We start from the raw sequence: 18,999 nt of genomic DNA, 5'->3' as shown, positions 1-18,999 counted from the left end.
GTCGCACCGTCGCGCCACGGGTCTAGGGGGCCAGGTACTCGAGCCGCCGCCGCAGCAGCGCGACGGCGGCAGCGAGGACGGCGGAGCCGAGCAGGGACGACTGCACCGCGATGGCCAGCCGTCCGGTCCGGGCCTGGTGGCACTTGGCCACCACCGACGCCACCGACTCGCCAGCAGGGATCGTGCCCTCGGCGTCGTCGTCGAGCTGCTTGCCTCCCACCCGGATCTCGTCGACGCCACCCTCGGCCGCCGGGTCCGAGACCGAGCGGCACACGACCTCGACGCGGTCCTCCGGCTCGGCCCGAGGGTCGAGGCTGAGGTCGGGGGAGGTGTGCAGGCCGACCACGCCCCAGCCGACGACGAGCAGTCCCAGGCCCGCCACCACCGCGATGAGGAGCCGGGACATCGATGCGGGGAGGTTGCTCACGGGAACTGCCTTCCCACCAAGGAGGGAGCGACACCTCGTACGCCCGCTCGCGGGCGCGCTCGCGCTACTCGCGGCAAGGCCGGGCGCAGGTCGCAGGGCTACAGCGCAAGGGCGACCGATGCGAGGACCGACACGGAACCACAACCTGCCCCGTTGGGAGACAGGGTCTCGAAGTCGGTGGAGGCAGAGGACGTGGACAAGGTCGCCCCATCCTGTCCGCGAAGGGTCGCCACCACCGTCAGCGGTCCCTCGACCGTCTCGGGGTCGATGTGCGGGAGGTACAGGTAGTTGCTCGCCTCGACGGGGCTGACCGACGCGAGCCGGTCGCACCGGTCCGCCGAGCACAGGTCCACCTCCAGTCGCTCGCCCGCCCGTCCGGGCTGCGCCGCAACCGACACGTCAGCCGCCCAGGCGGCGCCCATCAGCGTGCACGGCGCGTCAGCGTCGTCAGAGCTGCAGCTGGTCAACGCCACGGCGACGAGAGCGACAGCGCACGCCTTGGAGGACCTCACCCCAGGGAGACGCCCCGTGGGTCTGTCGAGCTGCACGCAGCCAGTCAACACCAGCGGGGGACAGCCCGTCCGACTTCAGGCACGTGCGTGCGGATCGGCCTGTCCCTGAGACGGCGGGACGACGGCGATGCGTTCGTGGCACGTCACGCGACCGCGGTGGACGCGGTGAGGCCGACAGCCGTTCGAGGTCCTCCTTCTCTGTAGCGGCGTGCAGGAGGGTGACGACCTGGCGCCCGGTGCGAGGATGTGCGGATGCGCGCAGTCGTCATCGACGCGGTCGGTTCTCGGCCGTCGGTCCGGGACGTCCCGCGACCGTCGGCCCCGGCTGGTGGGGTCGTGGTCCGCGTCGTCGCGACGGGGATGTGCCGCAGCGACTGGCACGCCTGGGCGGGCCACGACGAGATCTCCTTTCCGCACGTGCCGGGCCACGAGCTCGCCGGCGAGATCGTCGAGGTCGCCGCGGGCGTCGTCCGGTGGTCGGTCGGTGACAGGGTCACCGTCCCGTTCGTCTGCGGTTGTGGTCGTTGCGACTGGTGCAGAGGTGGGAACGCTCAGGTCTGCCCCGACCAGGAACAGCCGGGGTTCACCCACTGGGGTTCCTTCGCCGAGTACGTCGCGCTGCACGCTGCGGACACCAACCTGGTCGCCATCCCGGAGCAGGTCACGTTCGCGACCGCGGCCGGCCTCGGGTGCCGGTTCGCCACGGCCTATCGGGCGCTCGTCGGACGCGCGCGGATCACCGAGGGCCAGTGGGTCACGGTCATCGGTGCCGGCGGAGTCGGTCTCAGCGCCGTGATGATCGCCCGCGCGCACGGCGCCCACGTCGTCGTGGTCGACCGCCACCGGCAAGCACTCGCCCTGGCTGCCGAGCTCGGCGCGGAGCACACCGTCCTGGCCGACGGAACCGACATCCCCGCGGCGGTCCGGGACCTCGTCGCGGGCGGGAGCGACGTCGCGATCGATGCCGTCGGGAGCGAGCAGACCTGCGCCGACGCCGTCTTGAGCCTGCGACGACGCGGCTGCCTCGTGCAGGTCGGACTGCTCCCGCCGATCGGCGGGCACCCCAGGGTGCCCATGGAGCGGGTGATCGGGTGGGAGCTCGACGTCCTGGGCAGTCACGGGATGGCGGCGGCCGACTACCCGAGCATGATGGCGCTCATCGAGGCCGGGACGCTGCAACCGCACCGGCTCGTCGAGCGCACCATCGGTCTCGAGGAGGCCGCAGCCCTGCTGCCGCGGTTCGATCAAGCAGGTGTCGCGGGCATGACCATCATCGATCCCTCCCTCTGAGCCACAACGCGGCGACCCAGCCGGCCGACGCCTGAGTCCGGAACGTTCGGGCCGCCGCGGACGCGGCGGTTCGACACAGCTCTCGTCCGCGCTGTCTGCGACATGGGCGAGCGGAGCCCGGTGTGCGGCAGGTTCGCGGGGGTCGCGTCGGTGACTCAGGCGTGCAGGATGGTCTCGAGCACGTGCTTGGCCCGTTCGAACTGGGCGACTTCGTCGACGTCGTCGTAGGTGTGCCAACACGTGGCCAGGGTCTTCCACAGGGCCCAGCCGCGTCCTCGGGTCCAGGTTGGCTCGGCCACCTCCAGGCGGTCCCGGAAGGCGTGTCGTCCTTCCGCGGACAGCAGGGTCCAGGCGACGGCCAGGTCGCATGCTGGGTCGCCGACTCCGCAGGTGCCGAAGTCGATCACGGCTGCGAGCCGCCCGGCGTCGTCCAGCAGGAGGTTGCCCTCGGCGACGTCGCCATGGAACCACTGATCGACACCGTCCCACTCGGCTTTGAGCGCTTGCGTCCAGGCCCTGCGGACGCTCACGACGTCCACCTGGCCCTCGAGCTCCTCGAGGGCGTGCTGCGTGTTGGCGTCGTACGTGTGGAGGGTGCCGCCCCGGTACCAGTTGTGGATCCCGGGTCGCGGCCCCCCGGTGGGGTCGACGGATTGCAAGGCGGCCAAGAACGCGGCCAGCTCGGTGGCGAATCCAACTGGGTCCGCGATGCGATCGACCGTGGCGGTGCGGCCGTCGAGCCACCGGTAGACCGACCACGGATGCGGGTAGTCGAGGCTGGGGACGCCCTTGGCGAGGGGCTCGGGGATCGGCAGCGGCAGGCTGGGGGCGAGCACGGGCAGCCACTGGTGCTCCTTCTCGACCGCCTGGGCGTACTCGGAGGCGCTGGGCAGGCGCACGACCATGTCCGTGCCGAGGTGGAAGGTCCAGTTGTCCCATCCGCCCTTCGCTACCGGTTCGACCCTCAGGCCCGCCCACTGGGGGAGCTGGCTCGCGATCAGGCTGCGCACTAGATCCACCTCGACGCGGATGCGCTTCGGTGGGGGACCGAGGTCCGGCGTGTCGGTCAACTCGGTCTCCTCGCTCAGGTGCAGTCGCACTGGAGGCTACGTCGCGGTGCGTCGCGGTGAGCCGCACCCTGCAGGTGCATCGGAGGCCGGGGCTGGACGCCCCCCACGCCGGCAGCGTCCGCGCCCTCCCTGCGGCATGGTCGGCGAGCCCAGAGGGCGCCGAGGGCGCGACCGGGCGTCGTCCGGTCGATCCGGAGGGCGTCGAGCAGGTCAGGTCAGGTCGCTGCGACGCTCGAGCAGCACGGTGTCGCGCCAGACGCCGTCGAGCTGGGCGATGCCCTGGCGGACGGCCAGGGTGCGGTAGCCGGCGGAGTGGTGGAGCGCGAGGCTGGCGCGGTTCTCCGGGAAGATCGAGGTCTGCAGCGTCCACAGGCCGGCCTTGTCGGCCTCGGTGACCTGGGTGAAGAGCAAGGACTTGCCGACGCCGCGTCCGCGGGCCGCGGCGGTCACGTAGACGGAGGTCTCTCCGACGCCGGAGTAGCACTCGCGTGCCGAGACCGGGGTGATGGCTGACCAGCCGACGACCTCGCCGTCGAGCTCGGCCACCCAGGCGAGCGACGGGAGCCACCGCTCCTGCAGCTGCGTCTCGGTGGGAAGACGGGTCTCGAAGGTCGCGTTGCGGGTCGCGAGCCCCTCGTCGTAGATGGCCAGCACGGCCGTCATGTCGTCGGCGTGCACGGGTCGCGTGGCGACGTCGGCGGGGAGGTCCTCGGGGCAGCACGGTGGTGAGGTCAGGGTGCCCATGACCACGTCTGCGGCGTGGGGCAGGCCGGTGCAGCAGGCCGCGTTGATCGACACCACGCTCGCGGTACCGACCTTGTCGACCACCACGAACCCGTCCTTCCTGAGCACCTCCACGTGGTGCGAGCACGTCGACTGGCTGATGCCGAGCTCGGCCGCCAGGAAGCCGATGCGCGCCGCGCCGCTCGGGGAGGTCGAGATGGTGTGCAGGAGGCGGACGCGGGTGGGGTCGGCGAGGACGGCGAACCACTGCGCGTAGCGCTCGGCCTCGGAGCGGGACAGCATCGTCCGCTCTCGGCCGTGCCGACCGCCCTCCCCGAGGGTCTCGTGCCCGGCGTCGGAGGCGCAGGATCCTTGCGTCACAGCCGGGCCGATCGTCATGGTCCCAGGGTAGCTTGCCTTCATCGGTCCAGATCGATACTGTCTTTCCATCGATGTACGTCGATGAACCGCGACCTCAGGAGCGATCCATGAAGCAGCACCCCGTGATCATCGTCGGCGCCGGCCCCATCGGGCTGGCCGCGGCAGCCAACGCTGCTGAGCGCGGGATGGACTTCGTCGTCCTCGAGTCCGGCGCGGATGCCGGTGCGGCCGTGGGCCAGTGGGCGCACGTCCGGCTGTTCTCGGCGTGGTCCGAGCTCGTCGACCCGGTCGCCCGGCGCCTGCTCGAGGCCGCCGGGACCTGGACGGCGCCGGACGAGACCGCCTTCCCGACCGGCGGGCAGTGGCGCTCGGCGTACCTCCAGCCGCTCGCGGACCTGTTGTCCGCCACTGACGGTGGGGAGGTCCGCTACGGCGCCCAGGTGGTCGGGATCGGCCGCGCGGGGCGCGACCTGATGGTCGACTCCGGCCGCGAGGACGACCCGTTCGCGGTGCACGTGGAGGGCCCGGCCGGGCGCGAGCGGCTGCTCGGCAGCGCGGTCGTGGATGCCTCGGGCACGTGGACACGACCCAACCCCTTGGGCGCGGACGGCTACCCGGCGCTGGGTGAGGGCGAGAACGCCGCCCGCATCACCTACGGCATCCCCGACTTCAACGACCCCGGCGTCGCGGCCCGCTACGCCGGCAAGCACGTCGCGGTCGCCGGCAAGGGTGCCTCGGCCCAAGGAGTCCTGGTCGGCCTCGCCCAGGTCGCCGCCTCCGACGTCGCCCCCGGCGCCGGCACCCGGGTGTCGTGGCTGTTGCGCCGCCCCAGCGTGGGAGACGCCTTCGGCGGCGGCGACAACGACCAGCTCGAGCAGCGCGGCAAGCTCGGCCAGGACGCCAAGGCCGCGGCCACCAGCGGCCTGGTCACCAACGTCACCCAGTTCCGCACCGAGTCCGTCAGCACCCAGGACGACGGTCGCCTCACCATCGACGCGGTCGACGGTCAGCACGTCACCGACGTCGACGAGGTCATCGTGGTCACCGGTTTCCGACCCGACCTCACGTTCCTCTCCGAGGTCCGCCTCGACCTCGACCCGGCCCTCGGCGCTGCGCGGGTCCTGGCCGAGCAGATCCACCCCGACCACCACAGCTGCGGCGACGTGGCCCCCCACGGGTTCAACGAGCTCGCCCAGCCCGAGCAGGGGTTGTACCTGGTCGGCATGAAGTCCTACGGGCGCGCGCCGTCGTTCCTGGCGATGACCGGGTTCGAGCAGGTCCGCTCCGTCGTGGCTGCGCTTGCCGGCGACCTCGAGGCGGCCGGCCGCGTCGAGCTGGTCCTGCCCGAGACCGGGGTCTGCAACGGTGCCGGTGCGTTCGACACCCCGGACGCGGTCGCCGTCAGCGGCGGCTGCTGCGGTCCCGCTGCGGCCGAGCCGCAGCTCGTCCCCATCGGCGGCGCCGGCCGGTCCTGCTAGCTCGTCGGGACCCTCGGCTCGACCTCGAGCTCGCTGAGCAGGGTCAGGACGCGCTGCTCGATGGCGTCACGGACGGGTCGTACCTCCTCCAGGGTCCAGCTGGCGGGGTCGGGCAACGGCCACTCCTCGTAGCGCTTGCCGGGGAAGATCGGGCAGGCGTCACCGCAGCCCATGGTGATGACCGCGTCTGCGGCGCGCACGACCTCGTCGGTCCACGGCTTGGGGAAGGCGTTGCGGATGTCGATGCCCTTCTCCGCCATCGCGGCTACCGCGACGTCGCTGACCTGCTCGGCGGGCTTTGAGCCGCCGGACCAGCCGACGGCGTCGGGACCGGCGTAGTGGTCGAAGAACCCCAGCGCCATCTGGGAGCGCCCGGCGTTGTGGACGCACAAGAACAGCACGACGGGTCTGCCGTCGTCGTGGTGTCCCTCGAGCCGGGCGAGGGCCCGGAGCCGTTGGCGGGCGAATCGCTCGGCCAGCAGCGGCAGGAAGTTGACCAGTGTGGCCTTGCCGACGAACTCGTCGTAGGAGGTGGTCAGGAACCGCTCGATCGTCTCGGCGTTGAAGGTGCCGGTGAACTCCTCGGTGAGGCGGACGGCTGCGACCCGCAGCGCGTACTGCTGCTCCAGGTTCAGGATCGGCAGCAGCGCATCCATGGCCGGTGCCGTCGTGTCGGACGCGGTGCCGGTGGGGGTACTGGCTTCGGAGGTGCGGGTCCTCGTGTCGTGGGTGCTCATCGTCGAGCCTTTCCTGGGAGCAGGGCGCAGCGCGCGGCCGACGATCCGAGCGCGAGCGGTGGTGGGTGCGGGCAGGTGGTGCCGGGTGCCGGAGTCTGGCGGGTGTGTCAGGACGCGGCATCGAGTCGAGGAACGAGGGCCCCGACCCGCTCGGTGAGGAGTGCGACAGCGTCGTCGAAGACGGCCGGTGAGCCCACGGCGACGGGGTCGGGGATCGACCAGTGCAACGCGGCGGGCAGGTCGAGCTCCTCGTGGGCGCGGTCGCAGACGGTGACGACGAGGTCGCCGTCCTGCTCGATGCTGGACAGCACCTGGGGCGTCGCGCCGGGCAGCAGCGCGACGTCGTGCCGTTCGGCCGCGGCGATGGCGCCGGGGTCGATGCGCTCAGCCGGGTGGGTGCCGGCCGAGGCGACGGGAATGGGGCTCGCCTGCGCCCACAGCGCCGCGGCTAGGTGGGACCGTGCCGAGTTGGCCGTGCAGACGAAGACGAGTCGTCGGGGCGCGGCGATGGGAGCCGTCCCGAGGTCCTGGAGCCCTTCGGGGCGAAGGCGCCAGTAGGTACGCCGCCCGTCTCCCTCGGAGCGGCGGCGAGCCAGCAGCCCGACCGACTCCAGGGTCTTGAGGTGGTGGGCGAGCAGGTTGCTCGGGACGCCGAGGGCGGCACCCAGCTCCGAGGACGAGGCGTCGCTGACCATGAGCAGGTCGACCACCTGCAGCCGGGTGGCGTCGGCCAGGGCGGCGTGGACGTCCACCCGACGTTGGACGTCGGACTGCGTCGACGTTCGCTCAGTGTTCATTGACGCAAGTTTGACTGACTTATTCTCAGTGGTCAAGGATGAGGACGTGATCGCCCCCCACCTCTCCCGCCGGCTCTTCGCGGAGTTCCTCGGCACCGCCCTGCTGGTGACCGTGGTCGTCGGCTCCGGCGCTGCTGCGGAGCAGCTCAGTCCCAGTGACGTCGGCCTGCAGCTGCTGGAGAACAGCATGGCCACGGTCTTCGGGCTGACGGCGCTGATCCTGATGCTCGGCCCGGTCTCGGGCGCGCACCTCAACCCCGTGGTGTCGCTCGCCGAGTGGTTCCTGGCCCGCCACGGCCCCGGCGGGATCACGCTGCCCGAGGTCGGCGCCTACAGCGTCGCCCAGGTCGTCGGTGGCATCAGCGGCGCGCTGCTGGCCAACGCCATGTTCGACCTCGGGCTCGACCTCTCGGCCAAGGAACGCGTCACGGGCGGGCACCTGCTGGCCGAGGTGGTCGCGACCGCCGGACTGGTGGCGCTCATCTTCGCCCTGGTCCGCAGCCACCGTGGCGCCCTCGCCGCCCCGGCGGTCGGCGCCTACATCGGAGCGGCGTACTGGTTCACCTCCAGCACCTCGTTCGCGAACCCCGCCGTCACCGTCGGGCGGATCTTCTCCGACTCCTTCGCCGGCATCGCCCCGTCCTCGGCACCCGCGTTCGTCGCGATGCAGCTCGTCGGCCTCGTCGTCGGCGTCGGTATCACCCTGGTGCTCTACCCCGACACCACCACGGACGACGGAGACGCCGAGGACGCCGTCGTGCCCCACCACCCCCAGTCCGCCTCCTCGTCCTGACTGCTCGCGCACCCACCCAAGGAGCCCCATGAACGACACCACGCCCCAGGTCGTCTTCGCCTGCCGCAAGAACGGCGGCCGGTCGGTCATCTCCCGCCTGCTCACGGAGCACTACGCCGGCGACGCCATCACCGCGCTGTCGGCCGGCACCGAGCCCGGCGACCACATCCACCCCGAGGTCGCCCGCGTGCTCGAGGAGCTCGGGCTCGACACCTCACGCGAGACCCCCAAGGCCCTGACCCGCGACATGATCGCGGCCAGCGACATGGCCATCACCCTCGGCTGCGGCGAGGAGTGCCCCTACGTGCCCGGGGTCCGCTACGTCGACTGGCCCGTGGAGGACCCCAAGGGCCAGGACGACGCGACCGTGCGCCGCATCGTCGCCGACCTCGACGAGCGCGTCCGCGGCCTGGTCGCCGAGCTCACCCCCGGCCGTGCGCTGCCGCCGTCCGTGCTCACCGCCGCGTGACCGCCGAACTGACCCCGGGCGACGTCATGGACACCACCGCCCCGGAGGCACACCCCGCGACCGACACCCAGCCCCGCGACCACGTCGCCCACACCGGCGCCGAGGCCCGGGAGCGCGCCGACCGGGTGGCCCGGCTGTGACCGGTTCGAAGCCCTCGGTCCTCTTCGTCTGCGTCAAGAACGGCGGCAAGTCCCAGATGGCCGCCGGCCTGATGCGTGAGCTCGTCGGCGACGCGATGACCGTGGACTCGGCTGGCACCAGGCCCGGGGAGTCGGTCAACGGTCTCTCCGCTGAGGTCCTCGCCGAGGTCGGGATCGACATCACCCGGCAGGTCCCGAAGGAGGCAACACCGGACCTGGTGCGGGCAGCCGACCTCGTGGTGACCTTGGGCCGGGAGGCCCGAGTCGATCCGATCGACAACCGCGTCGAGAGCTGGGACACCGACGAACCCTCCGAGCGCGGCATCGAGGGTCTCGAGCGGATGCGCCTGATCCGCGACGACATCAGCGCCCGAGTAGGCGACCTCGCGCGCCAGCTCGGCGTCCCACCGCGCGCACGCGACTGACCAGCACCGGCACGAGCCGGCCCGGCCTCATCGTGCCGCCGCTGATCGCGGGCTGACGCACGTACCGCCTGCTGCTCGACTCTCATCAAGATCGGGCGCGCGACCTGTCCCACACGCGGCGGAAAGACGCGTCTCAGGAGCGCCCTGAGATCGGCACGTGCGCGCACTGTGCGCGGCATGGTCGGGCGGTGCCCGCAGCGCGGCGTGATCGGACGCTTCAGTCTTCCTGTGCAACCGTCCATGGAGTCAGACGCGGCTTCACATCACAGTTCTCTGGAACCGTCGCCCCCTCTACGATGCCGGATACGCCGCCTCCCAGAGCGATGGCGTCACCGTCACCGAAAGTCTCGCCCAGGTAATCGAGGCGCCCACCGTTCCACCGCACCTCGTCGTCCGGGAAGAACGGCAGATACGCCTCCCCGTCGCCCCTCACCACGGTGAGGCAGCCGTCAACGACCCGCACGGTCCCTTCCAGGAGCGCGCCGTTGCCACCCTCGCCGAAGGCCTGATAGGTGCCGACGTGCTCGGCCAGCGCGGCAGACTCCGTCGAGTCAGGCTTGTCTGTACCGCACCCCGCGACGACCAGACCAGTGACAGTCACGGCAACTCGACCGACGTACTTGATGCCGGATAAACGCGGCACGGACACGCCCGGTTCCATGGACGACAGTGAAGCAGCCCAACGAGCAGGACGCCCGACTCTCGGCATGAGCGTGCACCGCGCGGCATGGTCGGGCGGAGCCCGCTGGGCGGCATGGTCGGGTGGAGCCCGGCGCGCGGCATGGTCGGGTGGAGCCCGGCGCGCGGCAAGAGCGGTCGTCCGGGGCAGTCACGTACGGTTCCGGCATGTCTGGCTACCCCGGCCGGTGGCTGGTCGCCGCCTCGTTCACCCTGGCAGGACTCTCCACCGCCCTCGTCGTGCTGTGGCTCGCGCTCGGCAACGACGCGATGCTGATGTGCGACCTGGGTCAAGCGTCGTCGCAGTGGGGCTCCGCTGACAGGAGCTGGCTTCCGCCAGGCACGACTTGCCGTTGGAACGTGAACGGCACCGAGCACGTCGACAGTCCCGACCCCACCCGGTTCGCGGTTCTGGCCATGGCGCTACTAGGGGTGCCTCTTGGGCTCTACCTGCGCCGCCTCCTACGTCCGGCCCCTCGAGACGCCAGGGACGCCGCGACTCGCCGAGGCCTCCCTCTCTGACGGCCTGCCCACAGCTCGGCATGAGCGTGCACTTGACGCGGCATGGTCGGTCACTTACTAGTACCGCCGAGGGCGACTGCCGGGCTTTGTAGTCTGAGTGGATCATGCGTCTTCTCGTGTCTTTCGTGGGTGGTCTCGGCCACTTGGCTCCCCTCCTGCCGTTGGCGTGCGCGGCCCGCGACGCCGGGCATGTGGTCGCCATCGCCGGTTCGGGTGGTCTGATGACGCAGGTCGAGGAACTCGGCTTGACCGCGTTCGCAACGAGTGCGAGGCCGCACCACGACCAGAACCCCGTGACGAAGGTCCGCGGATCGCTCGAGGTGGTGGGCGCTCGGGCGGCCGAGACCGAGTTCGCAGAGAACTTCGCCGACCGGGGTGCGCGACGCATGGCAGCCGCGATGCCGGACGTCCTTCGCACATTCCGACCCGACCTCGTGCTGCGTGACGAGACCGACCTGGGGACCACCATCGCCGCCGAGCTGGTGGACGTACCAATCGCTACCCACCTCGTGCTGGCATCGGGACTGCTGCTGCGGCCAGAGCTCGTCGTCCCGCACCTAGACGCAGTACGGGAAGAACACGGGCTAGCGCCCGACCCCGGGCTGACCCGGCTCGCCACGGGACTGGTGCTCTCTGACGCGGCGCCGTCGTTCCGGAGCCCCGACGCGCCGCTGCGGCTCGCGCCCATGTACTACCGCTCGCGTGCCGCTCTGAGGACGGACCGACGTCCAGCCAGGCGCTCGAGCATCTACGTCACCCTGGGCACGATCTTCAACAACGCCTCAGGCGACCTCCTGGAGCGGCTCCTGGCCGGTCTGGCCGGCCTCGACGCCAACGTCATCGCCACCGTCGGTCGAGGGATAGATCCCGCCGACCTTGGACCCCAGCCCGACAACGTGCGCGTGGAGCGGTTCCTCCCGCAGGACGAGGTGCTCCGCGATGTTGACCTGGTTGTCTCACACGGCGGCTCGGGCAGCCTCATGGCCACGCTCGCTCACGGACTCCCGTCCATCCTGCTGCCATTGGGTGCGGACCAGCCGCACAACGCAATGCGCGCAGCCGCCCTCGGAATCGCACACACCCTCGATGCCACCACCGTGACCGCCGAGGAGGCCCGGGCGCGCGCCCGTGCCGTGAACGATGACAGGCTCCTTCAGCAGCGATGCGCCACCGTCGCCGACGAGGTCCGGGCGCTACCTGGCACCGCGGCTGCCCTCGCGGCACTCGTGGCGGCCGCGAGCTAGAGAACCCCGACCATTGCTACGGCCACGGGGGCGTGCACACCACCGTGGGCAACGCGGTCGGGCAAAGCTGCGTCAACCAGGTGAAGCCCGCAGCGGGGCATGGCCGGGCGGCTACTCACTGGTGATGGCGGCCGCCTCGAATCCAGCAATGTCCTCACCGGCCCGGTCGTTTGCGGCGCTTGTTCGGATGCCTACAGCGGATCGGTCAGGACTTCCTCGATGAGACTCCGATTGTCCAGAGTGTCTGAGCCGAACAGTTGAACCTGCACCGAGCGGCGGTTCAGGGCGTTTGAGCCAGGACTCATCATCATCCGCGGCCGGAGAGCAACGCCTCGCCGAGCGGCGTACGCACGTGCAGGACGCGGGGTCCGTAGCGAACAGGCCGGCGACCACCGGCAATGGTCGGGCGCACCTGGTGTGGGCTGCAGCGCAAGGGCGTAGTCGCGAGGCGACGCTAGTCCGATCTGCCGGCGGTCAGCGGCCGCCCGCCGCTCGGTACGAGCGCGCACTCGACGCGGCAGGTGCGCGCGTGATGCTGGTTTCAAGGTGACTCGAGGTCGATGCGCGCTTCCGTGCAGCGGTAGCCGGCTCGGCGGAAGGCCGCAGCCATGGGCGCGTTGACGACATCGGTGGTCGCAGTGATGCGAGAGGCGCCCTGCTCGGCGTGGAAGCGGGTGATGAACGTCAGGATCTCGTCGACGTACCCCCGACCTCGATGCTCGGGGAGTACAGCCAGGTATCCGACGTTGCGGTTCGTCGGGGTCGCTGATGGGATGGCGACGCCGACGACGGTGCCGTCCGTCGTGGCGGCCGTGTGCCACCAGGAGCGCTCCCCGGGGCAGGCTCGGTAGTAGTCGAGCTCGGCACGGGCCAGCTCGTCGGGGCCGGCGGACTCGAGCTCGCGGCGGGTCATGACGTCCAGCGAACCGTCCGCGGCAGCGGCGAACAGTCGTACGAAGGTCTCGTCGTCGGCCGGCGTGAACACGAGCGAGCCGCGTTCGGCCGGCAACGGTCGATCCGCGTCCCACTGGAACTGGAGTCGCTCGTTGACCCGCGTCAGGCCTGCTGAAGTAGCGGCGCGAGTTTTCAGGTCCACCTCGGCGACGACGGGCGGATGGTCGCGCCAGTCGTTCGGGAGTCGCATCGTGTGCGGCAGCGGGACGGCCACCCCGCGACTCGACAGGATCTCGTGTCCAGCGTCGAGAAGAGCCCTGGCCAGGGTGCCGCGGTCGTGCACGTGCGCGTGGACGTCCCACACGTCCAACGCGATCGGAACGGCCGTGTCCCGGCCCCACCACATCGCTCGCCCGATGACCGCGCCGGACTCGTCCATGGCCAGGACGGACCACTCGGGCCGGATCCGGCCCGCCTCGATCTCCGTCATCATCTCGCTGGCCGAGAGGGAGGTCTCGGCAGGAACCCTCAGTGCTGCAGCGGAGATCAGCTGGGCGGCCGAAGGCTGGACGATGCGCATCGCCCGACCTTCCCAGGCCACCCCGAGCGCGAGCAATTCACTTCTCGCTCATCGGCACGACGGGCGATGCCTGGCGGACAGGATTCGTTCATGAGGCGCGAACTCGTCCGCAGTCATCGGCGCCGGACACGTCTGACGTCCTTCCCGATGCCTGGGCGTATCACGGGCTGTCCCGCCACCTCCTACAGGTCAGTGGGCACGCCCTCGTGCCTTGAGAAACCGAGACCTGGAGGTCTGATCATGCGACGAGCCTCAGTTGTCCTGTCCGGGGTTGCACTCACCCTGGCCACGTCGATGGCACCAGCCGATGCGTTCACCAAGCTCGACAGCCAAGGCACCTTCTACGAGCCCAACGTCGTCGACGAGTCGAGCTCGCCTGGAGCGCTCTGCGTCTACCGCGACGCCGTGGGGACGGCCGACGACACGCTCGCCCAGATCAGGGTGCCCAAGTTCTTCACCCACGCGCCGTACCAGCGCAAGACATGGGTCGGCTACCAGATGACCGTGCTGCGCAACGGCAGGCCCCACTTCACCACCAAGCTGGTCAAGGCGAAGGCCAACCTGGAGGAGGTCGCGTTCTTCGGCCCGACCACGTGGAAGACGAACCGGGACCTCACCGGCCAGTACCGAGTCGTGCTGAAGCTGACCTACTACAACCCGAAGGGCAAGGTGAAGGGCACCTACCGCGGCAGGATCGACGTCTACAACCAGAAGCTCGGCGCGGCCGCCGCCAGTCACACCCTCGGCGACCCGGGCGATGCGTGGGACTACACCGACGCCAGCACGCCAGGACACTGCACCGCGGTGTACGCGCCGCCAGTGATGCCCTAGCCGCCAGGGTGCACACCCTGCCCCGGCAGGCACGCGTGCCGCTCCTGGTCTGCGCGACGGCCGAGGTCGGCTGCCCGGAGGGTGGACGACCTTGACGGACGAATCGAACAAATGTTCGACTCGTCTGATGGACCCAGGACAGGCCGATCGCGAGTGGATGCGTGGCTACGACACGGCCAGGGCGCTGTGCCTCAAGCACAGCGTCGAACCCGCCCCACCAGACCGATCACAGGGTCCTGCGTTCGAGTCAGGGTTCTCCTGGGCGGTCTTCGACTGGCTGGACGCCAACGGCCTCCCGCAGCCCGAGCCGAGGACCCGCCGTGGTGCCTGACTCCTTCGTGGCCCGGGCCCTTGCCCGGGTCGATCGGACGACGAGCTCCGTGCCACGGCGCGGGACGTGACCGGCAGTGCCGGCACGCGGAACGCGAACTGCCTGCGCGGTGCCCGTCAGCGACGGCGCGTCCCTCGCCGCAGGTCTGGGGCAGCCAGACGCATGGCACGGTCCCCGGTGCTCATCGAGGCCGAGACCCGGACGTCGCTGCCGGCCGGAAAGTACGCGCGACGCCGCCGCTCGAGACCGCGGATGTACCACCACGCGGGCCGGGTGGCGGCCTTGGCGCGGTTGCACCGGTGGCAGAGCGCTTGGCCGTTGCTCGGCACCGTGGGTCCGCCGCGCGAGTGCGGGTAGACGTGGTCGGCCTCGGTGGCTGCTCGGCTGCACCGACCCCAGAACCAAAGAAGCCCGCCCTCGCATCGGCCCGCGGCACGGTAGATGACAAGTCGTCGAGGGCCGCCCTGGAACCGCCGCCAGGGGTCTCGCGAGGCGACCATGCCCGGGCCGCGGCCGAGCATCGGGAACCGGAGCACGATCACACAGACAGCCGCGACGATCAGCCAGGGAGCCACCGGGCCCACGGCGGTCAGCACGCCGTCGAGGAGCTCCTCGACGTCGAGTCCGGTCGGGACCGCGGGCTCGCTCACCACCGCAAGGTAGGGAACCACCGACTGCGCTGTCAGCAGAACGCCAGATGCCGAAGGACTTCAGTCGAGCCGCGCGAGCGGCTGCGTCGGGCTCGAGGTGCTCTGGCCGCCGAACGTTCCTCCGGCCTCGGCCGCTGCGGACGGAGATGCGCTGCGTCGAGGGGCCGGATCCTCGAGGACCGGTTGCCCGGGACGCATCGGAGCCTCGCCCCCGAGCAAGCCGGCTCTCGCCCGTAGGGTGGCGACGCTCGTGGATGCCGACCGCGGCACGTCCTCTCGTCAGTGAAGGAAACCTATGTGCCGAGTGCTCGCCTACATCGGGCCCGAGATCCCGCTCGAGAGCCTGCTGCTCACGCCGTCGAACAGCCTGGTCAATCAGGCTCTCGACCCTGAGCACTACCCAGATCTCCAGCTGGCAGGCTGGGGATTCGGTGCCTGGAGCGAGCACCTGCTCAAGCCGGAGGATCCCTTCCTCTACCGCCGGCCCGTGCCTGCCTTCTATGACGACAACGCCAACCGCATCATCCCCAGTCTCCAAGCGAGCACGGTGCTCGCCCATGTGCGCGCAGCCCTCTACAACTCGACGACCGTCATGGTGGACGAGAACTGCCACCCGTTCTCCTTCGACGAGACTCCTTGGATCCTCGCCCAGAACGGCGACATGCCGAACTGGATGCTCCTGCAGAGGGAGCTGCTGCAGCACTGCGAGGACAGGTACCTGAAGCAGATGCGGGGCTCGACGGACACGGAGTTCCTCTACGTGCTCCTGCTGTCCCTGCTCGACGGCGACAACGACGAGGACGTCCAACGCGCGATCGAGAAGATGGTCCACCTCATCTCCCAGGCGATGAAGGCCCTCGATCTCCCTGCCCTGACCAAGATGAAGATGGCCCTGGTGTCGCCGAACCGGATCATCGGAGTCAATGTCGGCCTCGGGCACCAGGGCGAGACCAACCCGGTCGGGGACTGGAAGAAGCTGCGGGAGTCCGGTCCGGGCACGGAGGACTTCGCCCTCTCGATGCTCCTGGAGCCGATGTACATGCTCATGGGTCGTCACGTCCCGCGCGACGGCACGTCCTACGACTTCGAGGCGTGCGACGAGAACGAGGCATCGGCCGCCGTGTTCGCTTCCGAGGCACTGACGGACGACGCCGAAGGCTGGTCGCACGTCGAGTTCGGCGAGATCGTGTTCCTCGAGAAGACGGGTGATCGCGTGACCAGGACCGTCAACAGGTTGTCCGTCTAGGCCCGCGTGCGCGGGTCACGGCGATGGCCCGATCGGGTCATGGTGACCGATGGTCCAGACGAGGAGAGTTGCGTGTTCCGGCGCCGTCCTGAGGAGTCCCCATGGCCCGCACCACCCGTTCACCCCGGTCTCCCGCAGGTCCCGCAGTGGTGTCCGCCGTCCTCCTCGTCCTCGCGGCCGGACTGCTCGTCGCGCTCCCGGCACCGGCTGTCGCGGGAGGAGCGGTGGTCGTCGGTCCGGCCGACGTGTTCTCCGCGGCGTACCCGACGCTGGCCCGTGAGGACTTCGAGGGCTCCCGGGTCGCTGCCGGCACGGTCGGCGACTGCGGCGTAGCGGCGCTCTCGTCGAGCTCCGAGAGCCCGTGCTACGACGCCGGCGCCCTGACCCGCGGCGTCACCTACACCTCCGACCCGACCCACCTCGGCGCCTTCAACACGGCCGTGGGCACCGCGGGTTGGTTCGGGGCCGCCTCGACCGTCGTGCTGTCGAACCACACGCCGGCCACGCTGGTGCTTGACTTCACGGTCCCCGTGGACACGTTCGGCTTCGCGCTCGGCATGCTGTCGCCCGGTTCCTGCACGGTGGAGGTCGTCTACGTCGACCGCAGCCCGTCCACCACGTTGTCGACCACATGCCCGGCGGTGGACTCCCTGACCTTCATGGGGGTGCGGGCCGACCGCCTCGTCGACGCGGTGCGGATCACCGGGTCGAGCGCCGAGGTCGTCGACGACGTGCGTTTCGGCCTGCGGGCACCCAGCAGCGTCCGCCTCGGCGCAGTGCGGGGCAACCGGGCCACCGGGGGCGCCGTCCTCCGCGCGACCGTGCCGGGGATCGGGACCACCACCCTCGGCGGCAACGGCGTCGTGCCGGTCTCGCAGGACTCGGCACGACCGCGCACCCTGGCGCTCCCCGTCGCGGCCCGCGGCGCGGCCCGCCGCACGCTGCTGCGCACCGGCCGGGTCGCCGTGACCGTCCGCGTCACCTACCGGCCCAACGGTGGGACGCCCACGACGGTGACCAAGCGGGTCACCTTGCGCAAGCGCATGAGGGCGCAGCAGTAGCGGGCCGCGCGCTGCGTCCGACGATCAGAGCTCCTAGCTGTGACTAGCGCGTCAGTACGTGCGTGCGCGGAACAGGATCGGCCGTCGACCGGGCCAGCTGGGCGCTGGCCTGACCAGCCTGAGAGGTTCGATTTCTTGCTCTCGGCATGAGCGCTCATCGTCGTCCATCCCCACACCAGCATCGTGTGCCGATGGCCAGCCCGCTACGTGGCATGGTCGGGCGCATCTCATGATGGGCTAGTCGATGCACTGGCTCCAGGCGCCAGCACGCCAAGCACCCGCGCCGGTACGCCAGACCTCAACTTGAACAACACGCGCGCCGCGCCTGTCGAGGAGGTCCACCACGCGCACTGCATCTTCGCTACCCCCGCCGACGTCGTGACCCTGTTCTTGCGTCCGCATCGACATCACTTGACCCCGCTCATCAAAGTTCAACATGGCGTACTTCAGGTCACTCCAAGTGGCACCGTCTGCCACGGGCTCGTAGAAACTCTCGCAGTCCCCGTTGGTGCTGCCACTCACTGTGGCGGCTCCACACGCACTGATGATCGAGCACGAAAGTGCTGCCAGGCATGCTTGAACCACCGTCGTCATACCCATGAGACGAAGTGTGCGCGGTGTCGGTTCCGGAAGTCTCTACATCTGCGTCGACTCCGCCCGCTCATCGTCATAAGCGTGCACTCAACGCGGCATGGCGGGCGGTTCTCACGGCGCTTGGGCAGGCTGAACCAGTACGACTCGCCTAGAACCAAGGGCCGCTGCTAGCGGCACGTCCAGGCGTGCGCCCTCGGCGGCGTCATTGCAGCTGTGGCCGCTCTCGCCAAGCACCAGCGTTATCTGCACTTCCGAACGGCTCTCGTTGACCGCGTAGCCGACGACCCCATGTTTGTCGCACTGGGCCGTGTAGCCCAGGACCCGGATGCTCTTGCTGGCCGGGTCGGGCTTCTCGGGCAATTCGGCGGCTGCAACGAACCAGCTTTCGAAGTCGTCGTCCACGATGACGAGGTCAGTGACCGTCCCGTTCTCGGCACCTGCGATGTCGCCGTCGCCGGTGTCGTTGTTTGAGCATCCGGCGCTGACCAGGATCACGAGCGCTGCAATCCGGCTTCGCCGCCGTTTCACCATGCTTCGACGGGCGACATTGCCTCCGGATCTCACGCGACTGAGTGGACCACGGCTGTCCAGCTCGCGCCCGACTCTCGGCATGACCGGGCCTATGGGTCCGGCGACGGTCATCGCGCGCCCCTGCCGTCGTCCGGACTCCACCCGCCGGCGATCTCGCTGCGCATGACCTGCTCGATGGCGTCGAGGTCGTCGTGGGCGCCCGGGCGCCGGAGGAACAGTCCCCACCCCGCCAGCGCGAGACCGACGCCGAGGGCCGCGGCGACGATGCCGTCGCGGGGGATGACGGTGAGGGTCAGCAGCCCGCCCGCGACGAGGAGCCAGCCGAGCCAGGACCCCTTGGTCCTGATGACCACGTCCACCTCGTCGTCCTCGCGCAGCACGGCCTTCCCGAGCGTCGCGACCATGGCCTTGCCCGGCCCCATCGAGGCGTAGTCCTTGACCTCGAACGTCGTCCGGTTGCGGCGCCGGAAGGTCCTGTTCTCTCCGAGGGGCCAGGAGACCCGGCCCTCGGCGGCGTTGTCGAAGGCCCGGAGGCGGGCAGCCTCGGCGGGCTCGAGGCTCACGGTGAATCGGCGCTGGACCACGGGGGCCAGTC

22 protein-coding genes are annotated in these 18,999 nt (G+C 70.4%); 11 read left to right on the top strand and 11 right to left on the bottom strand.

The window, feature by feature from the left end:
- Positions 1-22: 22 nt before the first annotated feature.
- Together E4623_RS17255 and E4623_RS17250 are read right to left on the bottom strand one after the other, a co-directional pair.
- Positions 23-427, bottom strand: a complete 405-nt coding sequence (locus E4623_RS17255; protein ID WP_134767813.1) for a hypothetical protein — start codon at positions 425-427, stop codon at positions 23-25.
- A gap of 98 nt (positions 428-525) precedes the next feature.
- Entirely contained in the window at positions 526-900 is a 375-nt protein-coding gene (locus tag E4623_RS17250) for a hypothetical protein (protein ID WP_134767812.1), read from the bottom strand.
- Positions 901-1,191: 291 nt separating this feature from the next.
- On the opposite strand from E4623_RS17250, the gene E4623_RS17245 reads away from it, so the two are divergent.
- Positions 1,192-2,229 carry a zinc-binding dehydrogenase gene (locus E4623_RS17245; protein WP_134767811.1) on the top strand — a complete coding sequence of 346 codons (1,038 nt, stop codon included), beginning with the start codon at positions 1,192-1,194 and terminating at the stop codon, positions 2,227-2,229.
- 155 nt (positions 2,230-2,384) lie between these two features.
- Here the strand turns inward: E4623_RS17245 and E4623_RS17240 are convergent, their stop codons facing one another.
- Positions 2,385-3,329 carry an aminoglycoside phosphotransferase family protein gene (locus tag E4623_RS17240; RefSeq protein ID WP_245155148.1) on the bottom strand — a complete coding sequence of 315 codons (945 nt, stop codon included), beginning with the start codon at positions 3,327-3,329 and terminating at the stop codon, positions 2,385-2,387.
- Between the two features lie 180 nt (positions 3,330-3,509).
- Positions 3,510-4,421, bottom strand: coding sequence for a GNAT family N-acetyltransferase (locus tag E4623_RS17235; RefSeq protein WP_245155147.1), 912 nt, complete (start codon positions 4,419-4,421; stop codon positions 3,510-3,512).
- 89 nt (positions 4,422-4,510) lie between these two features.
- Between E4623_RS17235 and E4623_RS17230 the strand changes: the two genes are divergently transcribed.
- A complete protein-coding gene (locus E4623_RS17230) occupies positions 4,511-5,881 on the top strand; it encodes an NAD(P)-binding protein (protein ID WP_134767810.1) in 1,371 nt (456 codons plus the stop codon).
- Here E4623_RS17230 and E4623_RS17225 read toward each other — a convergent pair.
- Positions 5,878-6,618, bottom strand: coding sequence for an arsenate reductase ArsC (locus E4623_RS17225; RefSeq protein WP_245155146.1), 741 nt, complete (start codon positions 6,616-6,618; stop codon positions 5,878-5,880). The genes E4623_RS17230 and E4623_RS17225 overlap by 4 nt on opposite strands.
- Before the next feature lie 107 nt (positions 6,619-6,725).
- Complete coding sequence (locus tag E4623_RS17220; RefSeq protein WP_134767809.1) at positions 6,726-7,415, bottom strand: helix-turn-helix domain-containing protein; 690 nt, start codon at positions 7,413-7,415, stop codon at positions 6,726-6,728.
- A gap of 46 nt (positions 7,416-7,461) precedes the next feature.
- Here E4623_RS17220 and E4623_RS17215 point away from each other — a divergent pair, with 46 nt between their 5' ends.
- The 4 genes from E4623_RS17215 to E4623_RS17205 are packed head-to-tail and all read left to right on the top strand — an operon-like array spanning position 7,462 to position 9,242.
- Positions 7,462-8,208: an MIP/aquaporin family protein gene (locus tag E4623_RS17215; protein ID WP_245155145.1), complete on the top strand. Its 747-nt coding sequence runs from the start codon at positions 7,462-7,464 to the stop codon at positions 8,206-8,208.
- Between the two features lie 28 nt (positions 8,209-8,236).
- Positions 8,237-8,677, top strand: a complete 441-nt coding sequence (locus tag E4623_RS17210; protein ID WP_134767807.1) for a heat-shock protein HtpX — start codon at positions 8,237-8,239, stop codon at positions 8,675-8,677.
- The gene (locus tag E4623_RS22735) at positions 8,674-8,817 is read left to right on the top strand and encodes a hypothetical protein (RefSeq protein ID WP_167736714.1); all 144 of its coding nucleotides are present in this window, start codon (positions 8,674-8,676) and stop codon (positions 8,815-8,817) included. Before E4623_RS17210 ends, E4623_RS22735 begins: the two co-directional genes overlap by 4 nt.
- Positions 8,814-9,242, top strand: a complete 429-nt coding sequence (locus E4623_RS17205) for a low molecular weight phosphatase family protein (RefSeq protein WP_134767806.1) — start codon at positions 8,814-8,816, stop codon at positions 9,240-9,242. Before E4623_RS22735 ends, E4623_RS17205 begins: the two co-directional genes overlap by 4 nt.
- A 217-nt stretch (positions 9,243-9,459) precedes the next feature.
- Here E4623_RS17205 and E4623_RS17200 read toward each other — a convergent pair whose 3' ends face one another.
- The gene (locus E4623_RS17200) at positions 9,460-9,903 is read right to left on the bottom strand and encodes a hypothetical protein (protein WP_134767805.1); all 444 of its coding nucleotides are present in this window, start codon (positions 9,901-9,903) and stop codon (positions 9,460-9,462) included.
- A 185-nt stretch (positions 9,904-10,088) separates the two neighbouring features.
- Between E4623_RS17200 and E4623_RS17195 the strand changes: the two genes are divergently transcribed.
- Positions 10,089-10,442, top strand: a complete 354-nt coding sequence (locus tag E4623_RS17195) for a hypothetical protein (protein ID WP_134767804.1) — start codon at positions 10,089-10,091, stop codon at positions 10,440-10,442.
- Between the two features lie 104 nt (positions 10,443-10,546).
- Entirely contained in the window at positions 10,547-11,686 is a 1,140-nt protein-coding gene (locus E4623_RS17190; RefSeq protein WP_134767803.1) for a glycosyltransferase, read from the top strand.
- 541 nt (positions 11,687-12,227) lie between these two features.
- On the opposite strand, the gene E4623_RS17185 is transcribed toward E4623_RS17190, so the two are convergent.
- Complete coding sequence (locus E4623_RS17185) at positions 12,228-13,160, bottom strand: GNAT family N-acetyltransferase (protein WP_134767802.1); 933 nt, start codon at positions 13,158-13,160, stop codon at positions 12,228-12,230.
- 294 nt (positions 13,161-13,454) lie between these two features.
- Between E4623_RS17185 and E4623_RS17180 the strand changes: the two genes are divergently transcribed.
- On the top strand, positions 13,455-13,991 hold the full coding sequence (locus E4623_RS17180; RefSeq protein ID WP_134767801.1) for a hypothetical protein: 537 nt from the start codon (positions 13,455-13,457) through the stop codon (positions 13,989-13,991).
- A 447-nt stretch (positions 13,992-14,438) separates the two neighbouring features.
- Here the strand turns inward: E4623_RS17180 and E4623_RS17175 are convergent, their stop codons facing one another.
- Positions 14,439-14,972 carry an HNH endonuclease signature motif containing protein gene (locus E4623_RS17175; RefSeq protein WP_209020737.1) on the bottom strand — a complete coding sequence of 178 codons (534 nt, stop codon included), beginning with the start codon at positions 14,970-14,972 and terminating at the stop codon, positions 14,439-14,441.
- Between the two features lie 304 nt (positions 14,973-15,276).
- Between E4623_RS17175 and E4623_RS17170 the strand changes: the two genes are divergently transcribed.
- Entirely contained in the window at positions 15,277-16,218 is a 942-nt protein-coding gene (locus tag E4623_RS17170; RefSeq protein WP_209020736.1) for a class II glutamine amidotransferase, read from the top strand.
- Between the two features lie 149 nt (positions 16,219-16,367).
- A complete protein-coding gene (locus tag E4623_RS17165; RefSeq protein ID WP_134767799.1) occupies positions 16,368-17,279 on the top strand; it encodes a hypothetical protein in 912 nt (303 codons plus the stop codon).
- A gap of 705 nt (positions 17,280-17,984) precedes the next feature.
- Here the strand turns inward: E4623_RS17165 and E4623_RS17160 are convergent.
- Positions 17,985-18,437 carry a hypothetical protein gene (locus tag E4623_RS17160; protein WP_134767798.1) on the bottom strand — a complete coding sequence of 151 codons (453 nt, stop codon included), beginning with the start codon at positions 18,435-18,437 and terminating at the stop codon, positions 17,985-17,987.
- A gap of 74 nt (positions 18,438-18,511) precedes the next feature.
- Complete coding sequence (locus tag E4623_RS17155; RefSeq protein ID WP_134767797.1) at positions 18,512-18,988, bottom strand: hypothetical protein; 477 nt, start codon at positions 18,986-18,988, stop codon at positions 18,512-18,514.
- Positions 18,989-18,999: the final 11 nt, after the last annotated feature.

Source organism: Nocardioides sp. 1609 (assembly GCF_004522105.1).
Classification (GTDB): domain Bacteria; phylum Actinomycetota; class Actinomycetes; order Propionibacteriales; family Nocardioidaceae; genus Nocardioides.
This window is presented reverse-complemented; position numbering and strand designations above follow the sequence as displayed.